Origin of the sequence: Massilia norwichensis (assembly GCF_024753245.1) — a bacterium.
Lineage (GTDB): Bacteria > Pseudomonadota > Gammaproteobacteria > Burkholderiales > Burkholderiaceae_D > Telluria > Telluria norwichensis.
The window spans coordinates 1-23,226 of the sequence record NZ_JANUGX010000006.1; the positions used below are offsets into that span (position 1 = coordinate 1).

Below are 23,226 nucleotides of genomic sequence, written 5' to 3' on the forward strand. Positions count from 1 at the left end.
TAAAAAAGGCTCCCCCGCGGGGAGCCTTTCTGTTTGCCGCAATCCGGCAGATTACGCCAGCTTGCCGTGGCAAGCCTTGAACTTCTTGCCGCTGCCGCAAGGGCAAGGGTCGTTGCGGCCGACCTTCATGCCCATGTAGGTGGTGGCCGGATCGTCGCTCACCGCGGTGGCGCCGGCGGTGGCCGCCTGCGGTGCCATCAGTTCTTCCGGCGCGGCGGTCGGGTCGAAGTCGGCGTGCTGGTAGTTGATGTTTTCCAGGTGCGCCGAGGCTGCCTGCATCGCTGCTTCCGCCGCCTCGACTTCCTCGCGGGTCTGGATGCGGACCGTCATGATGGTGCGGATCACTTCGTTCTTGATCTGGTCCAGCATGGCGCCGAACAGCTCGAAGGCTTCGCGCTTGTATTCCTGCTTCGGGTTCTTCTGGGCGTAGCCGCGCAGGTGGATACCCTGGCGCAGGTGGTCCAGCGCCGCCAGGTGCTCGCGCCAGTGGGTGTCGATGTTCTGCAGCATGACGTTGCGCTCGAAGCCGCCGAAGGCTTCCTTGCCGACGATCGCCACCTTGCTGTTGTACGACTCGTCGGCGGCGGCCAGCACGCGCTCGAGGATGTCGTCGTCGTTCAGGTTCGGCTCGTCTTCCAGCATCTGCGCCAGCGGCACCGGCAGCGCCCACTCGTCGGCCAGCACGCGGCTCAGCGCCGGGATGTCCCACTGCTCTTCGACCGATTCGGCCGGCACGTGGGTGCGCACCACATCGGTGAACACGCCGGTGCGCAGGCTGGCGATCAGCTCGGACATGTCGACCGACTCCAGCAGCTCGTTACGCTGGGTGTAGATCACCTTGCGCTGGTCGTTGGCGACGTCGTCGTATTCGAGCAGCTGCTTGCGGATGTCGAAGTTGCGGGCCTCGACCTTGCGCTGGGCGGTCTCGATCGAACGGGTCACGATGCCGGCTTCGATCGGTTCGCCTTCCGGCATCTTGAGGCGGTCCATGATCGCGCGCACGCGGTCGCCGGCGAAGATGCGCAGGAGCGGATCGTCGAGCGACAGGTAGAAGCGCGAGGAGCCCGGGTCGCCCTGACGGCCCGAACGGCCGCGCAGCTGGTTGTCGACGCGGCGCGACTCATGGCGTTCGGTACCGATGATGTGCAGGCCGCCCTGCGCCACCACGTGGTCGTGCAGCGACTGCCATTCGTCGCGCAGCTTCTGGGCCTGCTCGGCCTTCTGCTCCGGCGACAGCGACTCGTCGGCTTCGATGAACTGGATCTGCTTCTCGACGTTACCGCCGAGGACGATGTCGGTACCGCGGCCCGCCATGTTGGTGGCGATGGTGATCATCTTCGGACGGCCGGCCTGGGCGATGATTTCCGCCTCGCGGGCGTGCTGCTTCGCGTTCAGCACGTTGTGCGGCAGGCCCGCCTTGGTCAGGATCCCGGACAGCAGCTCCGAGTTCTCGATCGAGGTGGTACCGACCAGCACCGGCTGGCCGCGCTCGTAGCAGTCGCGGATGTCGTTCAGCATCGCGCCGTATTTTTCCTCGGCCGATTTGTAGACCTGGTCCTGGCGGTCCTTGCGCTGCGACGGGCGGTTCGGCGGGATGACCACGGTCTCGAGGCCGTAGATTTCCTGGAATTCGTAGGCTTCCGTGTCGGCGGTACCGGTCATGCCGGACAGCTTGGTGAACATGCGGAAGTAGTTCTGGAAGGTGATCGAGGCCAGGGTCTGGTTCTCGTTCTGGATGCGCACGCCTTCCTTGGCTTCGACGGCCTGGTGCAGGCCATCGGACCAGCGGCGGCCCGTCATCAGGCGGCCGGTGAATTCGTCGACGATCACCACTTCGCCGTTCTGCACCACGTAATGCTGGTCCTTGTGGTACAGCACATGGGCGCGCAGCGCCGCGTACAGGTGGTGGATCAGGGTGATGTTGGCGGCGTCGTACAGCGAAGCGCCTTCCGGCAGCAGGCCCATCTTGGTCAGGATGGCTTCGGCCTTCTCGTGGCCGGCCTCGGTCAGCAGCACGGTGTGCGCCTTCTCGTCCTTGGTGTAATCGCCCGGGACTTCGACCTTGCCCTTGCCGTCCGGGGTTTCTTCGCCGATCTGCAGGGTCAGCAGCGGCGGGACTTCATTGATCTTGTGGTACAGGTCGGTGTGGTTCTCGGCCTGGCCGGAGATGATCAGCGGGGTACGCGCTTCGTCGATCAGGATCGAGTCCACCTCGTCGACCACGGCAAAGTTCAGGCCGCGCTGCACGCGTTCCTTCGCGTCGTAGACCATGTTGTCGCGCAGGTAGTCGAAGCCGTATTCGTTGTTGGTGCCGTAGGTGATGTCGGAACCGTAGGCCTTCTGCTTGCTGTCGTGATCCATCTGCGACAGGTTGACGCCGGTGGTCAGGCCGAGCCAGCCGTACAGGCGGCCCATCTGGTCGGCGTCGCGCTGCGCCAGGTAATCGTTGACGGTCACCACGTGCACGCCCTTGCCGGACAGCGCGTTCAGGTAGACCGGCAGGGTTGCCATCAGGGTCTTGCCTTCGCCCGTGCCCATCTCGGCGATCTTGCCGTAGTGCAGGACCATGCCGCCGATCAGCTGCACGTCGAAGTGGCGCATCTTCATGACGCGCTTGGCCGCTTCGCGGCAGACCGCAAACGCCTCGGGCAGGATGTCGTCGAGCGTGGCACCGCCCGCGAGCCTTTCCTTGAATTCGGGGGTTTTTGCCTTGAGTTCGGCGTCCGACAGCTTTTCCATCTGTGGCTCGAGCGCGTTAATCTCGCGCACGGTTTTTTGGTATTGCTTGAGCAGTCGCTGGTTACGGCTGCCGAAAATCTTGGTCAGGAATGACATGCTGTGTTCTTAAAAAGTACGCCGCGAAAAAGCCATGGATGATATCAAAATAATATCCGCCGAAGACCGCCTATGGCAAAAAGCCACTGATTTTATCATGCGATCCGGCCACACTTGGGGATTGGCGGGCGGATCACAAGTGCAGGCGGACAAAGAATGTTATCAAATTGCACTCGATGACATCCGTCCGATACGTTTCCTTATGAGCATACCGCCCGGCTGTGGTATGTTCCAAGCCATGCAGTCTCCCAAGCCTCCCTACCATATCTACGGCACCAAGATCCGCCGTACCTCGATCGAAGCGACCGATTTTCTGCGCCGTAACGACCGCCTGGCCGCGCTGCTGCCGGCGGCGACGCGCATGGCCAAGCTGCAAAAGGATGTGCGGCTGATCCTGCCGCCGATGTACGCGAACTGCGAGGCGCTGTCGGTCCAGGAAGGCGTGCTGACGCTGGCCGTGCCCTCCTCCGCCGTCGCCGCCAAGCTCAAGCAGCAGGCGCCGAAGCTGCAGGCGGCGCTGCAGAAAAAAGGCTGGCAGGTGGATGCGGTGAAGATCAAGATCCAGGTGGGACGCGCGCTGCCGGTGGAAGACTCGGCAAGCCTGAAACCGTCTTCGCTGGAACTACCGCCGACGGCGGTGCAGGCATTCGAGGAACTGGGCGACGCCTTGCCGGCATCGCCGCAGAATGCGCCGCTGATTGCGGCGATCAAGCGCTTGGCGGAGAAGCGGAAGAATAAATAGCACCGTTACCGCTCGATTCGTCGTCCTCGCGCAGGCGGGGACCCAAGTTCGGCGCCTATCACTATCGTTTCAAGCTACCGCTACGCAAACAAACTTGGGTCCCCGCCTTCGCGGGACGACGGTGTTATTGCGGGGACGACGCTTACGTGAGAGCCCACTCCCGCTCCATCTGCGCGCCATACGACACCGGCGCGCGCTCCTGCTGTTCGAAGGTGACGATCTCGTAGGCTTCCGGATGCGCCAGCAGCTCGCGCAGCAGCAGGTTGTTCAGGCCGTGGCCCGACTTGTGCGCTTCGTAGCTGGCCAGCAGCGGGTAGCCGACCAGGTACAGGTCGCCGATCGCGTCGAGGATCTTGTGGCGCACGAATTCGTCTTCGTAGCGCAAGCCGTCCGCATTCAGGATGCGGTACTCGTCCATCACGATCGCGTTTTCCAGCGAGCCGCCCCTGGCCAGGCCCATGCCGCGCAGGCTTTCGACGTCCTGCATGAAGCCGAAGGTGCGGGCGCGGGCGACGTCGTGCACATAGGAGACCTTGCCGAAGTCGACCTCGGCGCGCTGCATGGTGCCATCGACGGCCGGGTGGTTGAATTCGATGAAGAAGTCGAGCTTGAAGCCGTCGTAGGGGGTCAGGCGGGCCCACTTCTCGTTGTTGCCGCTGCCCTGGCGGACCTCGACGGGCTCGAGCACGCGGATGAACTTCTTGGCCGCGCTTTGCTCCTGCACGCCGGCCTGCTGCAGCAGGAAGACGAAGGACGAGGCCGAGCCGTCCATGATCGGGATTTCTTCGGCGGTGACGTCGACGTACAGGTTGTCGATACCGAGGCCGGCGCAGGCCGACATCAGGTGCTCGACGGTCGAGACGCGCGCATTGTCCTTGCTGAGGACCGAAGCCATGCGGGTATCGCCGACGATTTCCGCATTCGACGGGAACTCGACCACGGGGTCGAGATCGACGCGGCGGAAGACGATGCCGGTGTCCACGGCAGCCGGACGCAGGGTCAGTTCGACCTTGGTACCCGAGTGCAGGCCGACACCTGTCGTGCGCACCAGCTGTTTGATTGTTCTTTGTTTGAGCATCCCTCGATTATATAGGAGGGTCTTTGGCTTCGCTGGCGCCCGCCTTTCATTTGGCAGGAACACCACGTTTTCAGGGATGTTCGGCCTCTGCATGCGCAGTTTCGTGGCGAATCAGGTACAGCCCGCTGCCGATGATGATTGCCGCACCGATCAAGGTGTATTGGTCGGGCAAGGTTTGCCAGAACACCCAGTCGATCGCGATGCCGCAGGCCAGGGCCGTGTACTCGAACGGCGCCACCACCGAGGCTTCGCCGTGGCTGAAGGCTTCGGTCAGGGCCAACTGGGCCAGGAAGCCGCTGATCGCCAGGCCGGCCAGCAAAGGCAGGTGGCGCGCTTCGACCGGCGCCCAGTTCGGCCACGCCAGCGCGGTGGCGCCGACGGCCATCATCAGCATCAGCCAGAACACCATCTGCGCGCTGCTGTCGCTGCGTGCCAGCACCCGCCCGGTCACGGCCGACACCGCGTAACACACCGCCGCCACCAGGATCGCCAGGCCGCCCAGGGTCAGGAAGCCGTCGCCGCTGGGGCGCAGCACCACCAGCACGCCGGCCATGCCGATCGCGATCGCCAGCCAGCGCGCGCGGTTCACGCGTTCCTTCAGCACGAACACCGAGAGCGCCGTGATCAGGATCGGACCGATGAAGAAAATCGTGTAGGCCTCGGCCAGCGACAGCTCGCGCACACCGTAGGCGAACAGCGACAGCATGACGATGCCGATCGCGGCGCGCAGCAGGTGCAGCGGCCAGCGGACCTGCAGCATCGTCCCGAAGCCGCCGCGCCAGGCCACCCAGACGCAGACCAGCGGCAGCGAGGCCAGGGAACGCAGCGCCGCCACCTGCATCGCCGGGAATTCGGCGGACAGCAGCTTCATGATCGTGTCCATGATCGAAAACATGAGCACGGCCGCCAGCATCGCCTGGATGCTGCGGACGTTGCCGCTCATTCGGCTGCTGGTTTTGCTGCCCTGGCTGGCGCTGCGGACCTTCACGTCTTAGCCGATCTGTTCGAGCAGCTTCTCGGCCGACGACACGGCAAAGCCGCCGCCGTTCTCGAGGTTCAGCTGCTTGACCACGCCGTCGGTGACCAGCATCGAGTAGCGCTGGCTGCGCACGCCCAGGCCCTTGGCGGTCAGGTCGAATTCCAGGCCCAGGGCCTTGGTGAAGGCGGCGCTGCCGTCGGCCATCATGCGGACGATGCCGGTGGCTTTCTGCTCGCGGCCCCAGGCGCCCATCACGAAGGCGTCGTTGACCGACACGCACCAGATCTCGTCGACGCCCTTGGCCTTCAGCTGGTCGGCCAGCTGGATGTAGCCCGGCAGGTGCTGGGCCGAGCAGGTCGGGGTGAAGGCGCCCGGCAGGCCGAAGATGGCGATGGTCTTGCCCTTCGCGAGCTCGGCCGTGTTGAAGCTGTTCGGGCCGAGCGAGCAGCCTTCGGTTTCGGTTTCGATGAACTCGGACAGGGTGGCTTCCGGGAGGCGGTCGCCGATCTGGATGGTCATGTCAGGTACTCCATGTTGTGATTTCGGAACCCGCAAGTATGCCTGATCCACAGCAAACCGGGGTCAGACACCGATTTTTGGCAATGTCCATGAGGCTCTTTCCAAAATTCGGTGTCTGACCCCGGTTTTTGGAAACGGATTTTTGACAACAAAAAACAAAAGGCCAGTACCGCTTGGTCGGTACTGGCCTCGCATCATGGAGCGCCGGTGGTCAGCCGGCTGGAGTTTGCTCTTCGATTAGTCGGCTTGCTCAGTCAGCCTGTTTACGCAGGAACGCCGGGATGTCGTAGGTCTCGACGCCGTTGTTCTGCATCGCGCGAACCTGCTCCGAGGCCTGCTCGCGGCGCCACACGGCCGGCTGCTTCATGCCGGCGTCGGCGCTGCCCGTGCTGATCGAGCCCATGCGCACGTTGCCTGCGGCGACCGGTGCGGTGCCCGACATCATCGGCGAGCCGTAGGTGCCGGTGTGCAGCATCTGCTGCGGCTGCACCAGCGAGATGCTGGCCTTGTTCTTGCCCAGGCCGGTCGCGACCACGGTCACGCGCAGCTCGTCGCCCATCTCGTCGTCGTAGGCGATACCCTGTGCGATGGCGGCGTCCGGTGCGGCGAAGGCGCGCACGGCGGCCATGACTTCCTTGATCTCTTTACCTTTCAGGCCGCGCGATGCGGTGACGTTCACCAGCACGCCCTTGGCGCCCGACAGGTCGATACCGTCCAGCAGCGGCGATGCCACGGCCTGCTCGGCGGCGATGCGCGCGCGGTCCACGCCCGACGCGGTCGCGGTGCCCATCATGGCCTTGCCCTGCTCGCTCATGATGGTCTTGACGTCGTTGAAGTCGACGTTGATGTGGCCCGGCACGTTGATGATCTCGGCGATACCGGCAACGGCGTTGTTCAGCACGTCGTCGGCATGCTTCATCCAGTCCAGCATCGATTCGTCTTCGTAGATGTCTTCCAGCTTTTCGTTCAGGATGACGATCAGCGAGTCGACGTGCTTGGTCAGCTCGGCCAGGCCGTTCTCGGCCACGTCCATGCACTTCTGGCCTTCGTAGGAGAAGGGCTTGGAAACCACGGCGACGGTCAGCGCGCCCAGGCTCTTGGCGACTTCGGCCACGATCGGCGCGGCGCCGGTGCCGGTGCCGCCGCCCATGCCGGCAGCGATGAAGACCATGTGCGCGCCGCGCAGTGCGTCTTCGATGCGGGCACGCGACTGCTCGGCCAGCTGGCGGCCGACTTCCGGACGCATGCCGGCGCCCAGGCCGGACTCGCCGATCTGGATGACGTTGTGCGCGCTCGACACGGCGAGTGCCTGCGCGTCGGTATTGGCGGCGATGAACTGCACACCGGCCACGCCTTTATTGATCATGTGCTGGACAGCGTTACCACCCGCGCCGCCAACCCCGACGACCTTGATGACGGTGCCCAGTGCTGCGTTATCGACCATATCGAACTCCATGATGAACTCCTAATCTCAATGTGCCGTTCCCAAGCTGCAGACCTCATCGTTCGCGATCAAACCTGCAGATTGGAAACGCGCTTGTATTGTAAAAATATTTGCGTGCCTTGACCAATAAAAACGTAACTACTTGTAGCTGAAATTCTTAAAAGTTCCCTAAAAACCACTCCTTCATGCGCTGCCACACCGCTTTCACCGATCCATCCTGGCGCGTGACGATATGGCCGCGCAGATACTGCTTCTTCGCTTCCAGCAAAAGACCGAGAACGGTCGCGTAGCGCGGACTGCGCACCACGTCGGCCAGCTGGCCGCGATACTCCGGCGTGCCAAGGCGCGCCGGCTTCAGGAAGATGTCTTCGGCCATCTCGATCATGCCCGGCATGATCGACGAGCCGCCGGTCAGCACGATGCCCGACGAGAGCACGCCCTCGTAGCCGGACTCGCGCACCACCTGGTGCACCATCGCGAACAATTCCTCGACGCGCGGCTCGATCACGGCGGCCAGCGCCTGGCGCGACAGCGAACGCGGACCGCGGTCGCCCAGGCCCGGCACTTCCAGGGTCTCGCCCGGATCGGCCAGCACCTGCTTGGCCACGCCGTAGCGGATCTTGATTTCTTCCGCTTCGCCGGTCGGGGTGCGCAGGGCCATCGCGATGTCGCTGGTGATCTGGTCGCCGGCGATCGGGATCACGGCCGTGTGGCGGATCGCGCCATCGCTGAACACGGCGATGTCGGTGGTGCCGCCGCCGATGTCGATCAGGACCACGCCGAGTTCCTTCTCGTCGTTGGTCAGCACGGAATCGGCCGACGCCATCGGCTGCAGGATCAGGTCCGAGACCTCGAGCCCGCAACGGCGCACGCACTTTACAATATTCTGCACGGCGGACACCGCACCGGTGACGATGTGCACGCGCACTTCCAGGCGGATGCCGCTCATGCCGATCGGCTCGCGCACGTCTTCCTGGTTGTCGACGATGAATTCCTGCGGCACGGTGTGCAGCAGCTGCTGGTCGGTCGGGATGTTGACCGCCTTCGCCGTCTCGATCACGCGCGCCACGTCGGTCGCGGTGACTTCCTTGTCCTTGATCGCCACCATGCCGCTCGAGTTGAACGAACGGATATGGCTGCCGGCGATACCTGCGTACACGTTGCGGATCTTGCAGTCGGCCATCAGCTCGGCTTCTTCGAGCGCGCGCTGGATGGATTCGACGGTCGCTTCGATGTTGACGACAACGCCCTTCTTCAAACCTTTCGACTCGTGCTGGCCGAGTCCAATTACTTCATGGCGCCCATCGGCCATCACCTCGGCCACCACCGCCACCACCTTCGAGGTGCCGATGTCGAGGCCGACGATCAGGTTCTTCGCGTCTTTTGTCATTTCGTATCGCCTGCTATTAAGTGTGCTTTGTTGTTTTAGTGGGTGCTTTTTTCTTTGCTGCCTTGACCGGCTTGGTCGCGTCCGTCGGCACGTTCAGCGCCGACGACGACAGCGCCAGCCCGTTCGGATAGCGCATGTCGATCGTGTCGATACGCCCTTCCTGCAGGCGCGCCACGAGCTGGGGATAGATGCTCACCAGCCGCTCCACGCGCGCTTTCATGCCGTCCTTGCCCTGCTCGCGTTCGCGGCCCAGTTCCACGCTCATGCCGTTGTCCAGCCGGACCGTCCAGGCGTAACGCTTCGACAGGCTGAGCGAAGTCGGCACCAGGCGGATCGGCGCGAACAGGCCGCGCAGTTCGGCGAAGCGCGCCAGTACTTCCTTCTCGCTGCCGGGAGGACCGTCGAAAGCAGGCAGCTCATGGTCCTCGTCGGCTTCGGCCAGGTTGGCGGTGAAGCTGTCGCCCTTCACGGACAGCAGGCGTCCATCCTCGCCCCAGGTGCCGAGCGCTTCGTGTTCCTCGACCTGGACGATCAGCTGGTTCGGCCATTCGCGGCGCACGCTGGCCTTGCGGACCCAGGGCACGGCCTCGAAGGTGCCGCGCACCTGCTCCAGGTCGGTGGTAAAGAAATTCCCCTTGATCTTGCCGAGCACGCCGTTGCGCACCGTGAGTTCGTTCACGTGCTGCAGGTCCAGGCCGTACATGCTCTCGACACGCACCGCGCGCAGGGTGAACATCGGACGCTGCGATATCCACCACACACCCGATGCGATACAGGCGAGCGCCACCAGCGCGGTGATCGCGCCGGAGGTTGCGTTCAGGGCTCGCACGTCATGCCACATCTTCTTATGCCTTCCCCTTGCCGATCTTCAGCGACGCCGAGCGCAGGATCTGCACGCACAGGTCTTCGTAGCTGGTGCCCTCGGCACGCGCGGCCATCGGCACCAGCGAGTGCCCGGTCATGCCCGGCGAGGTGTTCACCTCGAGCAGGAAGAACTGCTTGTCGGACTCGCGCAGCAGCACGTCGACGCGGCTCCAGCCCTCGCAGCCGAGCGCGCGGTAGGCCTTCTCGACCTCGCGCTGGATCGCGAGGGTAGCAGCCGCATCCAGCGGTGCCGGGCAGTGGTACTGGGTGTCGTCGGTGAAGTACTTGTTCTGGTAGTCGTAGTTGCCTTCCGGCGCCACGATCTCGATGATCGGCAGCGCGCGCGCCGAAGGTCCCGTGCCCAGCACCGGCACCGAGAACTCGCGGCCTTCGATGAACTGCTCGGCCAGCACGCGCGCGTCGTAGCGGCGCGACAGCTCGACCGCCGCCTGCAGCTCGTCGGCACGGGTCACCTTGGTGATGCCGATGCTCGAACCTTCCAGCGGCGCCTTGACGATCAGCGGCAGGCCGAGGTCCGCCACCACTTTATCCAGGTCGGTGTCGTCGTCGATGACCGCGTACTTCGGGGTCGAGACGCCGTTCGCCAGCCAGATGATCTTGGTGGTGATCTTGTCCATGCCGACGCTGGACGCCATCACGCCGCTGCCGGTGTAGGGAATGCCGAGCTGTTCGAGCGCGCCCTGCAGGCTGCCGTCTTCGCCGTAGCGGCCGTGCAGCGCGATGAACACGCGGTCGAATTTTTCGGCGGCCAGTTCGGCCAGCGAGCGCTCGGCCGGGTCGAAGGCGTGGGCGTCCACGCCCTTCGACTGCAGGGCCTGCAGCACGCCGGTGCCGGACAGGATCGAGATCTCGCGCTCGGCCGAGCGGCCGCCGAACAGGACGGCGACCTTGCCGAGTTCCTTGATGTCGGATGGAGTCAGGGTAGTGCTCACTTTGTTACCTTTTGCAGCTGGTTCTGTTGCTCAACGAGTTGGTGCGGAACGCCGCCGATCGAGCCGGCGCCCATGGTGAGCACGACGTCGCCGTCGCGCGCCACCTTCAGGATCGTCGCCGGCATGTCGGCGATCGACTCCACGAAAATCGGTTCCGTGTCGCCGCCGGTGCGCAGCGCGCGCGCCAGGGCGCGGCCGTCGGCCGCCACGATCGGGGTCTCGCCGGCCGCGTACACCTCGGCCAGCAGCAGCACGTCCGGCACCGCCAGCACCTTGACGAAATCCTCGAACAGGTCGCGCGTGCGGCTGTAGCGGTGCGGCTGGAAGGCCAGCAGCAGGCGTCGGCCCGGGTAGGCGGCGCGTGCCGCGGCCAGCGTCACCTGGGCTTCGACCGGATGGTGGCCGTAGTCGTCGACCAGGGTGAAGCTGCCGCCCGAAGCCAGCGGGATCTCGCCGTAGCGGGTGAAGCGGCGGCCGACGCCGCGGAACTCGGCCAGGCCGGCGGCCGTGGCTTCGTCCGGGATGCCGATCTCGCGCGCGATCGCGATCGCCGAGCAGGCGTTCAGCACGTTGTGCATGCCCGGCTGGTTCAGCACGAAGCTGGTGTCCGGATAGCCGGCCTGGCGCACGATGAAGCGCATGCGGGTGCCGTCGGCGCGGGCGTCCATGGCGAGCACTTCGGCGTCCTCGGAAAAGCCGTAGGTCGTCACCGGCTTGGTCACCTGCGGCAGGATGGACCGCACGTTGGCGTCGTCGATGCACATCATCGCGCGGCCGTAGAACGGCAGGCGGTGGGTGAAGTTCACGAACGCCGCCTTCAGCTTCTCGAAGTCGTGCTCGTAGGTGTCCATGTGGTCGGCGTCGATGTTGGTGATCACCTCGATCATCGGCGACAGGTTCAGGAAGGAGGCGTCGGATTCGTCGGCCTCGGCCACGATGTAGTCGCCGGTGCCCAGCTTGGCGTTGGCGCCGGCCGCGGTCAGGCGGCCGCCGATCACGAAGGTCGGGTCCATCCCGCCCTGCGCCAGCACCGACGCCACCAGGCTGGTAGTGGTGGTCTTGCCGTGCGTGCCGGCGATGGCGATGCCGCGCTTCAGGCGCATCAGTTCGCCCAGCATGATCGCGCGCGGCACGATCGGCACCTTGGCGGCGCGGGCGGCCACGACTTCCGGATTCGCTTCGTTGACGGCGGTCGAGGTGACGACGGCGTCGGCGCCGCGGATGTGCTGTTCCGCGTGGCCGGTGTAGACCGTGGCGCCCAGTTCGGCCAGGCGCTGGCTGGCGGCGTTCGAGGCCAGGTCGGAGCCCGACACTTTATAGCCCAGGTTCAGCAGCACCTCGGCGATGCCGCTCATGCCGCTGCCGCCGATGCCGACGAAGTGAATGTGCTTGATCTTGTGTTTCACGCTTCTGCCCTCTTTCCGGCCAATTCTTCCAAAACGGCGGCGATCGCCGCATTGGCGTCGCGTCGGCCGACCGCCTGCGCCGCCTCCGCCATCTTCAGGCAGGCTTCGCGGCTAGTGGCGTGCAGCAGCTTTGCCAGCTGCTGCGGATTCAGTTCGCCCTGCGGCAGGTAAATCGCCGCCTTCTGCTTGTCCATCCAGATCGCGTTGTCGCGCTGGTGGCTGGTGGTGCTGGCGACGAAAGGCACCAGCACGCTGGCCACGCCGGCCGCCGTCAGTTCCGACACCGTGATCGCGCCGGCGCGGCAGATCACCAGGTCGGCGTTCGCATACTCCGCCGCCATGTCGTCGATGAAGTCGACCACATTGGCCTGCACGCCGGCGTTCGCATACGCGGCGCGCAGCGCGTCGATGTTCTTCTTGCCCGACTGGTGGGTCACCACCGGACGCAGGCCTTCCGGAATCAGGGCCAGCGCTGCCGGCACGCTGTCGTTCAGGACTTTCGCGCCCAGGCTGCCGCCCACCACCAGGATGTTCAGTGGGCCGCTGCGGTTGGCGAAGCGGTGGCCCGGCGACGGCATTTCGAGGATTTCCTTGCGCACCGGGTTGCCGGTGACGACCGCCTTGCCGGCCGCTTTGCCGAAGTCGGCCGGGAAGCCGAACAGCACGCGCTGGGCGATCGGGGTCAGGGTTTTATTGGACAGCAGCAGCGCGGCGTCGGCATTCACCAGCGCCAGCGGCACGCCGCGCGCACGCGCCATCATCCCGCCCGGCACGGTCACGTAGCCGCCCATGCCCAGCACCACGTCCGGCTTGCGGGTGGCGATGAATTTGCGGCAGGCGGCAAACGCGCCCAGCATCTTGAAGGCGCCGGTGACCGTGTGGCCCAGACCCTTGCCGCGCAAGCCGGCGAAGTCGATGCTGTCCATCGGGATGCCGTGCCTGGGCACGATGTCCTTTTCCATGCCGTGGGCCGTGCCCAGCCAGCTCACTTCCCAGCCGCGCTCGCGCATCGATTGCGCAATGGCGATGCCGGGGAAGATGTGGCCGCCGGTGCCGGCCGCCATGATCATTAAACGCTTGCTCATTTGTTGATCCCCTGGCGGCCACCGCGCATGCGGACGCGGTTTTCGTAATCGATGCGCAGCAGGATCGCCAGGCCGATACAGTTGAACAGTACGCCCGAACCGCCATAGCTCATCAGCGGCAGGGTCAGGCCCTTGGTCGGCAGCAGGCCCAGGTTCACGCCCATGTTGATGAAGACCTGCACGCCCAGCCAGATCCCGATGCCCTTCGCGGCCAGGCCGGCGAAGTGCTGCTCCAGCGCGATCGCCTGGCGGCCGATGTCGAAGGCACGCTTGACCAGCCAGTAGAACATGCCGATCACGACGATCACGCCGACCAGGCCCAGCTCTTCGCCGATCACCGCCATGATGAAGTCGGTGTGCGCTTCCGGCAGGTAGTGCAGTTTTTCGACGCTGCCGCCCAGGCCGACGCCGAAGATCTCGCCGCGGCCGAAGGCGATCAGCGAGTGGGTCAGCTGGTACGCCTTGTCCAGCGCATTGCCCTCTTCCCACGGGTTCATGTAGGCGAACATACGCGCGCGGCGGAAGGGCGAAAGCGCGATGATGCTCGAGAACACCAGCACCAGGATCGCACCGATGCCGCCGAACCAGATCATGTTGAAGCCGCCCAGGAACAGGATGCCCATCGAGATGCAGACGATCACGCCGAAGGCGCCGAGGTCGGGCTCCAGCAGCAGCAGCACGCCGACCAGCGCCATCGCGGCGGCCATCGGCATGAAGCCCTTGGTCAGCTTGTGCATGTACTGCTGCTTGCGCACCGTGAAGTCGGCCGCGTACAGCACCGCCACCACCTTCATGATCTCGGACGGCTGGCCGATGCGCATCGGCAGCCAGCGGCGCGCGCCGTTGACCGACACGCCGACGCCGGGCACCAGCACCAGGGCCAGCATGATCAGGGTGACCACGAACATGAAGGGCGCGAGACGCTGCCAGGTCGCGACCGGGATGCGGAAGGCGAACAGGCCGCCCACCAGCGAGATCGCGATGAACATCGCCTGGCGCAGCAGGAAGTAGCTGTTCTTGCCGCCCAGGTAGGCGAACTTGGGCGAATCCGGCAGCGCGATCGAGGCCGAGTACACCATCACCATCCCGAACAGCATCAGCAGGACCACGACCCAGACCAACGGCTGGTCGTACTCCATCATGCGCGACGGCCGCGCGCTTGCCGCGACGCTCGCGTCGCTGGCACTGCCGCCGAACTTGAAGGGAATCTGGAAAGCCATCAGATCTCCTGCCCCTTCTCGAGCGCCAGTTCACGCACGGCGTCCACGAAGACCTGTGCGCGGTGGGCGTAATTGGTGAACATGTCCAGGCTGGCGCAGGCCGGCGACAGCAACACCACGTCGCCGGATTTCGCCAGGCCGGCGGCGCGGCGGGTCGCGGCCGGCAGGTCCGGCAGGTCGAAGCACGGCACGCCGCTCGGTTCGATCGCGGCCTTCAGGCTCGGGGCGTCGCGGCCGATCAACAGCACCGCCTTCACATAGCGCGAGCACGGCGCGGCGAGCGGCGCGAAGTCCTGGCCCTTGCCGTCGCCGCCGGCGATCAGCAGGATCTGGCGGCCGGTCTCGCCGAAGGTCTGGCCCAGGCCTTCCAGCGCGGCGACGGTGGCGCCGACGTTGGTGCCCTTGCTGTCGTCGTAGTAGTCGACGTTCTCGATATTCGCGACCAGCTCCACGCGGTGCGGCTCGCCCTGGTATTCGCGCAGGCCATGCAGCAGCGGCGCCAGCGGCAGGCCGCAGGCGCGGCACAGGGCCAGCGCAGCCAGCGCGTTCGAGGCGTTGTGGATGCCGCGGATGTGCAGCGCGTCGGCCGGCATCAGGCGGTTGACGACCAGTTCGGCCGGCTCTTCCGGTTCAGTTTTCTTGCGTTTCTTTTCCGGTTCTTCCGCCGGATTGGCGTTCGCCAGCCACAGCACGCCGCGCTCGTTCACCAGGCCGAAGCTGCCGGGTGCGTCCGGCTCGCCGGTGCCGAAGGTGATCGTTTGCGCGTCCGGGTTGGTCATGCGCATGACGGTCGCGTCGTCGCGGTTCAGCACGCGGACCGTGTCCTTGCCGAAGATGCGCGCCTTGTCGAAGGCATACGCGGTCATGCTGCCGTGCCAGTCCAGGTGGTCCTGGGTGATGTTCAGGACCGTGGCGGCGTCCGGGTTCAGGCTGAAGCTGGTGTGCAGCTGGAAGCTGGACAGTTCCAGTACCCAGGCTTGGGGTAGCCCATCCTGCAGCTCATCCTTGTCCAACACTTCGCGCAGCACGTCCAGCGCCGCCGGGCTGATGTTGCCGGCCACGCGCGTCGTCAAACCGGCGCGGCGGCACAGCAGGCCGGTCAGGCTCGTCACCGTGGTCTTGCCGTTGGTGCCGGTGATGGCGATGACTTTCGGGGCATAGCCGCGCGTGGTTTTCAAATCGGCCAGGGCCTGGGCGAACAGTTCGATCTCGCCCCATACCGGAATGCCGCGGGCGGCGGCTGCCGGGCCGAGTTCGGCCAGCTCGCGCTCCGGCGCCAGGCCGGGGCTGACGGCGACGAAGTCGACGCCTTGCAGCAGATCCGCATTGAAGGCGCCGGCCACGAAGTCCGCATCCGGCACCGCCTGGCGCAGCGCGAACAGGCGCTGCGGTTCGGTGCGCGTATCGGCCACGCGCACGCGGGCGCCGCAGCGCGCGAGCCATTGCGCCATCGCGAGGCCCGATTCGCCGAGCCCGAGTACCAGTGCGGTTTTGCCTTCGTAGTTCATCGCCGTTTTATCGCAGTTTCAGGGTCGAAATGCCGATCAGGACCAACACGATGGTCACGATCCAGAAGCGCGCCACAACCTTGGTTTCCTTCCAGCCCTTCTGTTCGAAATGGTGGTGCAGCGGCGCCATCAGGAACACGCGCCGTCCCGCGCCGTAGCGCTTCTTGGTGTACTTGAACCAGCTGACCTGGATGATCACCGACAGGGTCTCGGCCACGAACACGCCGCCCATGATGAACAGCACGATCTCCTGGCGCACGATGACGGCGATGGTGCCGAGCGCGCCGCCCAGCGCCAGCGCGCCGACGTCGCCCATGAACATCTGCGCCGGGTGCGCGTTGTACCAGAGGAAGGCCAGGCCCGCGCCCGCCATCGCGCCGCAGAAGATCAGCAGTTCGCCGGCGCCCGGGATGTGCGGGATGAACAGGTATTTCGAATAGGTCGCGTTACCGGTCAGGTAGGCGAACAGGCCCAGCGCGCCGCCCACCATCACGGTCGGCATGATGGCCAGGCCGTCCAGACCGTCGGTGAAGTTGACGGCGTTGGAGGCGCCCACGATCACGCAATAGGTCAGCGCGATGAAGCCCCACACGCCCAGCGGGTAGCTGATGGTCTTGAAGAACGGGACGATCAGGTCGGCCTTCGGCGGCAGGTCCATCGAGAAGCCCGACTGCACCCAGGCGAAGAACAGCTGGCCCACTTCCCACGGGGTCGCGGCCGAGACCGAGAACGCCAGGTAGAGCGAGGACGCGACGCCGATCAGCGACATCCAGAAGTATTTTTCGCCCGAACGCATGCCTTCCGGGTCCTTGTAGACCACCTTGCGGTAATCGTCGACCCAGCCGATCGCGCCGAAGCCGAGCGTGACCACCAGCACCGGCCAGATCAGGCGGTTCGACAGGTCGCACCACAGCAGGGTCGAAAAGCCGATCGCGATCAGCACCAGCACGCCGCCCATGGTCGGGGTGCCGTGCTTGGCCAGGTGGGTCTGCGGACCGTAGGTGCGAACTGCCTGGCCGACCTTCATCGCGGTCAGCTTGCGGATCACCGCCGGGCCGCACAGCAGGCCGATGGCAATCGCGGTGATGGTCGCGAACACCGCACGGAAGGTGATGTAGTTAAAGATCCGCATCGGACCGACGTAGTCCTGGAAATATTGTGCGAGCCAGAGAAGCATTTAGTGGGAATCCTTGCCAGTGTTTTGTGATTGAACGAGATGTTGGACCACGCGTTCCATCTTCATGAAGCGCGAGCCCTTCACCAACACAGTTGCGTCGGATTTGCTGCCCAGTTGTTTATTCAGTGCTGCCAATAAATCGTCGAACTGCTCAAAGTGTTGCGCGCCCGTGCCCACCATGTGGCGCGCCAATGCGCCGGTGACGAGCACGGACTCGATGCCGCGGCTTGCCGCATACGCACCGATCTCTTCGTGGAACTCGGGTCCCTGCGTGCCGACTTCGCCCATATCGCCCAGCACCAGGATGCGTGGCGCGGCGGCCTGCGCCAGCACGTCGATGGCGGCGCGCACCGAGTCCGGGTTGGCGTTATAGGAGTCGTCGATCACGGTCGCGCCGTTCGCGGCCTGCTTGCGCTGCAGGCGGCCGCTGACGGGCGCAAAATTTTCCAGGCCGCGCACGATGGCCTCGACCGGGATGCCGGCGGCCAGGGCGCAGGCGCAGGCGGCCAGGGCGTTTCTTACGTTGTGCTCACCCGCTGCGGAAAGCTTGATGGTGAACGTAGCATCGTCGTTCCCGCGAAGGCGGGAACCCAAGTTTGCCTGCTCGTCTGCGGTGCCAACCTTGGGTCCCCGCCTGCGCGGGGACGACGTAACGGTAAGCTCGGCGCCGAAGCTGTTCGGCGTGTAAGTCGCACGCACGTCGCACGCCTCGCTCAGGCCGAAGCTCAGCACGGCGCGGTCGCCGGCCAGTTCGCGCCACAGCGGCGTGTATTCGTCGTCGCCCGGGAACACGGCGATGCCATTTGCCGGCAAGGCGGCCAGCACCGAGCCGTTCTCGCGCGCCACCGCTTCCACGGTGTGCATGAATTCCTGGTGCTCGCGCTGGGCGTTGTTAACCAGGGCGACGGTCGGTGCGGCAATCGCTGCCAGACGCGCGATCTCGCCCGGATGGTTCATGCCCAGTTCGACCACCGCGGCCTTGTGCGCGTCGGTCAGGCGCATCACGGTCAGCGGCACGCCGATCTCGTTGTTCAGGTTGCCCTGGGTGGCCAGGCGCGCCTCTTCGCCGAACGCGGCGGCGAGAATCGAAGCGATCATCTCCTTGACCGTGGTCTTGCCGTTGCTGCCGGTGACGCCGATGACCGGCATGCCGAACTGGCTGCGCCAGGCGTTACCGATGCGGCCCAGGGCCGCCAGCGTGTCCGGCACCACCAGCGCCGGCAGCGGGAAGTTGTCGGGCAGCTGTTCGACCACCACGGCGGCCACCTTGCGCGCCGCCACCTGGTCGAGGAAGTCGTGGGCATCGAAGGTTTCGCCGCGCAGCGCGACGAACAGCGCGCCGGCCGGGGCCGAGCGGCTGTCGGTCGACACGCCTTCGAAAGCGGCGTCACGCGTCATGCGTGCGCCGTCGATCGAAGCGGTCAGCTGTTGAAGCGAGCCATGCATTCTTAATTTGTCCTCATCATCGTCAGCCGCGCGCTCAAGGCCAGCGTGGCATGGTCGGCATCGGAAAACGGCATTTTCCGGCCTTTGATTTCCTGGTAGGGCTCATGCCCCTTCCCGGCCAGCAGGATCACGTCCGGCTTGCCGGCGTGCTTCACCGCCGACAGGATGGCGGCGGCACGGTCTTCGATCGCCTGGTATTGCGAGTTCGGATGGTGCGGGTCCATGCCGGCCACGATCTGCTCGATGATCGCGCGCGGCTCTTCGCTGCGCGGATTGTCGCTGGTGACCAGCACGTGCTCGGCCATCTGCGCGATGGCGCCCATCTGCGGGCGCTTGCCCGGGTCGCGGTCGCCGCCGCAGCCGAACACGCACCACAACTGGCCGCCGCGCTCGTGGGCCACCTGGCGCAGCGCGCTCAGGGCTTTTTCCAGCGCGTCGGGCGTGTGCGCGTAATCGATCACGACCAGCGGCGCATCGGCGCCGCCGATCTGCTGCATGCGGCCCGGCGCCGGCTCGAGGGTTTCGATGACCTCCAGTGCGGCGCGCAGCGGCGTGCCCCTGGCCAGCAGTACGCCCAGCACCGCCAGCGCATTGCTGACATTGAAGTGGCCCACCAGGCGCGTGCGCGCCTGTGCGCTGCCGGCCGGTGCATCGAGCCAGAACTCGGTACCGGCCGGGCGCGAACGCAGTTGGCGGGCGCGCAGGATCGTCACACCGTCCAGGTCCGCCTGTTCGTCTTCGCTGCGCGCCGTGTAGCCGGTCACGGCCACTTCCGGGCGCTGCGCGCGCAGCCAGGCCGCGATGCGGCGGGCGGCGTCGTCGTCTAGGTTGAGCACGGCGTGCTTCAGGCCCGGCCACTGGAACAGCTTCAGCTTGGCCGCCTCGTAGCTGGCCATGTCGCCGTGATAATCCAGATGGTCGCGCGTCAGGTTGGTGAACACGGCAACGTCGAAATGCATGCCGGCCGTGCGTTCCTCGACCAGGCCGATCGAGGACACTTCGATCGCCAGCGCGCCGGCACCGGCATCGCGCAGGCCGGCCAGGCGGGTCGCCAGCAGCACCGCGTCCGGCGTGGTGTAGCCGGTGACGTCGAATTCCGCTTCCGCGCGCGCTCGCACCAGGCCCACACCCAGGGTGCCGATCACGCCCACGCCCTGGTCCACGCTGCTCAGGCGGGCCAGCGCCTGCGCCGTCCACAAGGCGATCGATGTCTTGCCGTTGGTGCCGGTGACGCCCACGGTGAACATGCCGGCGTCCGGCTGGCCGTAGTAGGCATGGGCGATGGCGCCGGCGTTCTTTTTCAGGTTCTCGAGGGCCAGGTGCGGCACCTCGGGCGCCGCGCTCCACTCGAAGCTGCGCGCTTCATGCACCACGGCGGCGGCGCCCTTCTCGAGCGCGGAAGCGATGTAGTTGCGGCCGTCCGCGGCGCCCTCGCCCGGATAGGCGAAGAACACGTCGCCGCGCTGGATGCGGCGCGAGTCGGAAACGAGACGGCCGCCTGGTGCGGCGGCGCGTATCCACTGGCAGATCCCGTTCAGATCCAGCATCAGTCGCTCTCCTCGATTGGATGTTCGGGGATGATGATGTCCGTGACCGTCGAGTCCGGCGGCACGTTCTCCGCCCGCAAGGCATTCGCGGCCAGCGCCGCGAAGGTCGGCGCCGCCACCGCACCGCCGGTGTGGAAGGGGCCGCGCGGATCGTCGATCATCACCGCAATGACGAAGCGCGGGTTCGACATCGGCGCCACGCCGACGAAGTTGCCGACGTAGCGGCTCTGGGAATAGCGGCCGTCGATGACCTTCTGCGCGGTGCCGGTCTTGCCGCCCACGCGGTAGCCGGCCACCTGGGCCTTCGATGCGGTGCCTTCCGGGCTCACCACGGATTCGAGCATGACGCGCATCTGGGCCGCGGTCTTCGGCGAGATGATCTGCTGGCCGACCGGCTTCTCGGTCACCTTCTGGAAGGACAGCGGGATCATGTCGCCGTCGCGCGCAAAGATCATGTAGGCGCGCGCCAGCTGCAGCAGCGACATCGAGAGGCCCTGGCCGAAGGACATGTTGGCCTGCTCCACCGGGCGCCAGGATTTATACGGACGCACGCGGCCGGCCACCGCGCCGGGGAAGCCGAAGCGCGGCGCCTGGCCCAGGCCGACCTTGGTGAACATCTCCCACATCTCCTGCGCCGACATCATCTGCGAGATCTTGGTGGTGCCGATGTTGGACGACTTCTGGATGATGGTGCCGATGTCGATCACGCCGTGCGGATGGGTGTCGCGGATCGGCTTGCCGGTCACCATGTAGCGGCCGTTGCCGGTGTCGATCAGGGTCTTCGGCGTGATCAGGCCCTTGTCCAGCGCCAGCGCCACGGTGAAGGGCTTGAAGGTCGAACCCGGCTCGAAAGTGTCGGTGATGACGCGGTTGCGCAGCTGCTCGCCGGTCAGGTGGCTGCGGTTGTTCGGATCGTAGGTCGGCCAGTTGGCCAGCGCCAGCACCTCGCCGGTGTGCACGTCCAGCACGACCGCGGCGCCGGCCTTGGCCTGGAATTTCTCGACCGCGTTCTTGATGCTGTTGAAGGCGATGTACTGCAGCTTGCTGTCGACCGACAGGGTCAGGTCCTTGCCGTCGTGCGGCTCGCGCGACATGCCGACGTCTTCGACGATGCGGCCCAGGCGGTCCTTGATCACGCGACGGCTGCCCGGCTGGCCGGCCAGCGACTTCTGCTGCGCCAGTTCCATCGCTTCCTGGCCGACGTCCTCGACGTTGGTGAAGCCGACCATGTGCGCCATCACCTCGCCCTGCGGGTAATAGCGCTTGTATTCCTTGCGGGTGTCGAGGCCGTCGATGCCGAGCTTCTCGATTTTCGCGACGGCGTCCATCTCGACCTGGCGTTTCAGGTAGACGTAGCTGCGCTCCGAGTTCAGCTTCTTGCGCAGCTCCGATTCCGGCATCTCGAGCAGGCTGGCCAGCTCGCGCACGGTTTCGTTGGAGGCCGGATTGGCCTTGTAGTCGTCGGTGAAGATGGAGACCGACTTCACCGGCAGCGAGGAAGCCAGCACCATGCCGTTGCGGTCGAAGATCTTGCCGCGCGTGGCCGGCAGTTCCTGGGTGCGCATGTAGCGGTTGGCGCCCTGCTCCTGCAGGAATTTGTTGTCGGCGACCTGGACCCACACCGCGCGGCCGGCCAGCGCCGCGAATGCGGCAAACAGCACGAACAGCACGACGCGCGAGCGCCAGTCCGGCAGGCGCACCGCCAGCACCGGGCTCTTCGAAAAGGCCACGCCCTTGGAGGCGGCGACGCGGGAATTGGTCCGGGACGAGCTGGCAGTCGACCTCATTTGCCGCCTTCCGTCAGGTACTGGGTACGCGCCGGGGTCAGGGGCGCCATGTTCAGGTTGACGCGCGCGATCTGCTCGATGCGCTCGTTCTTGCCGAGGGTGGACTGGTCGAGCTGGAGCTGGGACCAGTCGATGTCGAGCTGGCGCTGCTGGGTCGCCAGTTTCTCGATGTCGTTGACGAGGTGGTTGCGCTGGTAGCGGGCATTCACGACCGACAGCGCGCAGCCGACCAGCAGCGTGGTCAGCACGACGTTGATCTTGCCGGTCATCGAGCAGTCTCCAGGCGCTCGGCCACGCGCAGCACCGCCGAACGGGCGCGCGGGTTGGCCTCGACCTCCGGGCCGGACGGCTTGGTCTTCGAGATCAGCTTCATCAAGGGCTGAGGCAGATCGGCGGCACGGATCGGCAGCCGGCGGTCCGGCTGCTCGACCTTGGCCTTCGAGGCCAGGAACTGCTTGACCATGCGGTCTTCCAGCGAATGGAAGCTGATGACCGACATGCGCGCGCCCGGCGCCAGCAGTTCGAAAGCCGCGTTCAGACCTGCTTCAAGGTCCTCAAGCTCTTGATTGATGAAAATCCGGATAGCCTGAAAGGTGCGGGTTGCCGGATCCTTGCCTTTCTCCCGGGTTTTGACCGCGTTTGCCACGATTGCGGCAAGCTGTCGTGTGCTTGAAATTGGCTCGATTGTCCGGCGAGCAGTAATCGCCTTTGCAATCTGAAAAGCAAACCGTTCTTCCCCATAATCGCGAATCACCTTTTCCAGTTGTCTTTCGTCCACCACGGCCAGCCATTCGGCGGCCGAGATGCCCCGTGTCGTATCCATCCGCATGTCCAGAGGACCGTCGTTGCGGAAGCTGAAACCGCGGCTGGCGTCGTCCACCTGGGGCGACGAAATACCGAGGTCCAGCAGAATGCCGTCTACCTGGGCGATACCGCGTGCCGCCAGTGCTTCGCGCATCGTCGCGAAACTGTCGTGCACGATCGCGAAACGCGGATCGCCGATCTGCTCGGCGGTGGCGATCGCCTGGAGATCCTTGTCGAAAGCGATCAGGCGGCCCTCGGGCGCCAGCTTCGACAGGATCAGCCGGCTGTGACCGCCGCGGCCGAAAGTGCCGTCTACATACGTACCGGATGCGCGCGCGCCTTCGAGAGCGAGCGCATCGACTGCTTCATCGAGCAGCACCGTGCGATGCTGTAAACCGTGCTGCAATTCCGGCACCGGATTTTCCATGTTCATGGCGGTGCC

The 23,226-nt window shown here is 65.6% G+C and carries 19 protein-coding genes; 1 reads left to right on the forward strand and 18 read right to left on the reverse strand.

The window, feature by feature from the left end:
• Positions 1–51: 51 nt before the first annotated feature.
• Positions 52–2,835, reverse strand: coding sequence for a preprotein translocase subunit SecA (secA, locus tag NX782_RS06800; protein ID WP_258844680.1), 2,784 nt, complete (start codon positions 2,833–2,835; stop codon positions 52–54).
• 34 nt (positions 2,836–2,869) lie between these two features.
• Here secA and NX782_RS06805 point away from each other — a divergent pair, with 34 nt between their 5' ends.
• Entirely contained in the window at positions 2,870–3,577 is a 708-nt protein-coding gene (locus tag NX782_RS06805; protein WP_308632851.1) for a DciA family protein, read from the forward strand.
• Positions 3,578–3,719: 142 nt separating this feature from the next.
• Here the strand turns inward: NX782_RS06805 and lpxC are convergent, their stop codons facing one another.
• The 17 genes from lpxC to rsmH form a co-directional block, all read right to left on the reverse strand.
• Entirely contained in the window at positions 3,720–4,655 is a 936-nt protein-coding gene (gene lpxC / locus NX782_RS06810) for a UDP-3-O-acyl-N-acetylglucosamine deacetylase (protein ID WP_258844681.1), read from the reverse strand.
• Between the two features lie 70 nt (positions 4,656–4,725).
• A complete protein-coding gene (locus NX782_RS06815; protein ID WP_258844682.1) occupies positions 4,726–5,598 on the reverse strand; it encodes a DMT family transporter in 873 nt (290 codons plus the stop codon).
• Positions 5,599–5,646: 48 nt separating this feature from the next.
• The gene (locus NX782_RS06820; RefSeq protein WP_258844683.1) at positions 5,647–6,153 is read right to left on the reverse strand and encodes a peroxiredoxin; all 507 of its coding nucleotides are present in this window, start codon (positions 6,151–6,153) and stop codon (positions 5,647–5,649) included.
• 250 nt (positions 6,154–6,403) lie between these two features.
• On the reverse strand, positions 6,404–7,609 hold the full coding sequence (gene ftsZ / locus NX782_RS06825) for a cell division protein FtsZ (protein ID WP_258844684.1): 1,206 nt from the start codon (positions 7,607–7,609) through the stop codon (positions 6,404–6,406).
• A gap of 145 nt (positions 7,610–7,754) precedes the next feature.
• Complete coding sequence (gene ftsA / locus NX782_RS06830; protein ID WP_052233471.1) at positions 7,755–8,987, reverse strand: cell division protein FtsA; 1,233 nt, start codon at positions 8,985–8,987, stop codon at positions 7,755–7,757.
• Positions 8,988–9,003: 16 nt separating this feature from the next.
• Complete coding sequence (locus NX782_RS06835; RefSeq protein ID WP_258844685.1) at positions 9,004–9,828, reverse strand: cell division protein FtsQ/DivIB; 825 nt, start codon at positions 9,826–9,828, stop codon at positions 9,004–9,006.
• 4 nt (positions 9,829–9,832) lie between these two features.
• Positions 9,833–10,804 (reverse strand): D-alanine--D-alanine ligase, encoded by a 972-nt coding sequence (locus NX782_RS06840; protein ID WP_258844686.1) that lies wholly within the window; start codon positions 10,802–10,804, stop codon positions 9,833–9,835.
• Entirely contained in the window at positions 10,801–12,210 is a 1,410-nt protein-coding gene (gene murC / locus NX782_RS06845; protein ID WP_258844687.1) for a UDP-N-acetylmuramate--L-alanine ligase, read from the reverse strand. The genes NX782_RS06840 and murC overlap by 4 nt, the downstream gene beginning before the upstream one ends.
• Positions 12,207–13,295, reverse strand: a complete 1,089-nt coding sequence (murG, locus tag NX782_RS06850; protein ID WP_258844688.1) for an undecaprenyldiphospho-muramoylpentapeptide beta-N-acetylglucosaminyltransferase — start codon at positions 13,293–13,295, stop codon at positions 12,207–12,209. The genes murC and murG overlap by 4 nt, the downstream gene beginning before the upstream one ends.
• Positions 13,292–14,515: a putative lipid II flippase FtsW gene (gene ftsW / locus NX782_RS06855; protein ID WP_258844689.1), complete on the reverse strand. Its 1,224-nt coding sequence runs from the start codon at positions 14,513–14,515 to the stop codon at positions 13,292–13,294. The genes murG and ftsW overlap by 4 nt, the downstream gene beginning before the upstream one ends.
• A complete protein-coding gene (murD, locus tag NX782_RS06860) occupies positions 14,515–16,023 on the reverse strand; it encodes a UDP-N-acetylmuramoyl-L-alanine--D-glutamate ligase (RefSeq protein ID WP_258844690.1) in 1,509 nt (502 codons plus the stop codon). Before murD ends, ftsW begins: the two co-directional genes overlap by 1 nt.
• Positions 16,024–16,030: 7 nt before the next feature.
• Entirely contained in the window at positions 16,031–17,200 is a 1,170-nt protein-coding gene (gene mraY / locus NX782_RS06865) for a phospho-N-acetylmuramoyl-pentapeptide-transferase (protein WP_258844691.1), read from the reverse strand.
• Entirely contained in the window at positions 17,201–18,646 is a 1,446-nt protein-coding gene (locus NX782_RS06870; protein ID WP_258844692.1) for a UDP-N-acetylmuramoyl-tripeptide--D-alanyl-D-alanine ligase, read from the reverse strand.
• Between the two features lie 2 nt (positions 18,647–18,648).
• Positions 18,649–20,193 (reverse strand): UDP-N-acetylmuramoyl-L-alanyl-D-glutamate--2,6-diaminopimelate ligase, encoded by a 1,545-nt coding sequence (locus NX782_RS06875; protein WP_258844693.1) that lies wholly within the window; start codon positions 20,191–20,193, stop codon positions 18,649–18,651.
• A complete protein-coding gene (locus NX782_RS06880) occupies positions 20,193–21,980 on the reverse strand; it encodes a peptidoglycan D,D-transpeptidase FtsI family protein (RefSeq protein WP_258844694.1) in 1,788 nt (595 codons plus the stop codon). Before NX782_RS06880 ends, NX782_RS06875 begins: the two co-directional genes overlap by 1 nt.
• A complete protein-coding gene (gene ftsL / locus NX782_RS06885) occupies positions 21,977–22,249 on the reverse strand; it encodes a cell division protein FtsL (protein WP_258844695.1) in 273 nt (90 codons plus the stop codon). Before ftsL ends, NX782_RS06880 begins: the two co-directional genes overlap by 4 nt.
• Positions 22,246–23,217: a 16S rRNA (cytosine(1402)-N(4))-methyltransferase RsmH gene (rsmH, locus tag NX782_RS06890; protein WP_258844696.1), complete on the reverse strand. Its 972-nt coding sequence runs from the start codon at positions 23,215–23,217 to the stop codon at positions 22,246–22,248. Before rsmH ends, ftsL begins: the two co-directional genes overlap by 4 nt.
• Positions 23,218–23,226: the final 9 nt, after the last annotated feature.

Bases quoted from the DNA above. Each gene is read 5' to 3' on its own strand.
- secA (WP_258844680.1), bottom strand. From the start codon at position 2,835: ATGTCATTCCTGACCAAGATTTTCGGCAGCCGTAACCAGCGACTGCTC.
- NX782_RS06805 (WP_308632851.1), top strand. From the start codon at position 2,870: ATGGATGATATCAAAATAATATCCGCCGAAGACCGCCTATGGCAAAAA.
- lpxC (WP_258844681.1), bottom strand. From the start codon at position 4,655: ATGCTCAAACAAAGAACAATCAAACAGCTGGTGCGCACGACAGGTGTC.
- NX782_RS06815 (WP_258844682.1), bottom strand. From the start codon at position 5,598: ATGAGCGGCAACGTCCGCAGCATCCAGGCGATGCTGGCGGCCGTGCTC.
- NX782_RS06820 (WP_258844683.1), bottom strand. From the start codon at position 6,153: ATGACCATCCAGATCGGCGACCGCCTCCCGGAAGCCACCCTGTCCGAG.
- ftsZ (WP_258844684.1), bottom strand. From the start codon at position 7,609: ATGGAGTTCGATATGGTCGATAACGCAGCACTGGGCACCGTCATCAAG.
- ftsA (WP_052233471.1), bottom strand. From the start codon at position 8,987: ATGACAAAAGACGCGAAGAACCTGATCGTCGGCCTCGACATCGGCACC.
- NX782_RS06835 (WP_258844685.1), bottom strand. From the start codon at position 9,828: ATGTGGCATGACGTGCGAGCCCTGAACGCAACCTCCGGCGCGATCACC.
- murG (WP_258844688.1), bottom strand. From the start codon at position 13,295: ATGAGCAAGCGTTTAATGATCATGGCGGCCGGCACCGGCGGCCACATC.
- ftsW (WP_258844689.1), bottom strand. From the start codon at position 14,515: ATGGCTTTCCAGATTCCCTTCAAGTTCGGCGGCAGTGCCAGCGACGCG.
- murD (WP_258844690.1), bottom strand. From the start codon at position 16,023: ATGAACTACGAAGGCAAAACCGCACTGGTACTCGGGCTCGGCGAATCG.
- mraY (WP_258844691.1), bottom strand. From the start codon at position 17,200: ATGCTTCTCTGGCTCGCACAATATTTCCAGGACTACGTCGGTCCGATG.
- NX782_RS06870 (WP_258844692.1), bottom strand. From the start codon at position 18,646: ATGCATGGCTCGCTTCAACAGCTGACCGCTTCGATCGACGGCGCACGC.
- NX782_RS06875 (WP_258844693.1), bottom strand. From the start codon at position 20,193: ATGCTGGATCTGAACGGGATCTGCCAGTGGATACGCGCCGCCGCACCA.
- NX782_RS06880 (WP_258844694.1), bottom strand. From the start codon at position 21,980: ATGAGGTCGACTGCCAGCTCGTCCCGGACCAATTCCCGCGTCGCCGCC.
- ftsL (WP_258844695.1), bottom strand. From the start codon at position 22,249: ATGACCGGCAAGATCAACGTCGTGCTGACCACGCTGCTGGTCGGCTGC.
- rsmH (WP_258844696.1), bottom strand. From the start codon at position 23,217: ATGAACATGGAAAATCCGGTGCCGGAATTGCAGCACGGTTTACAGCAT.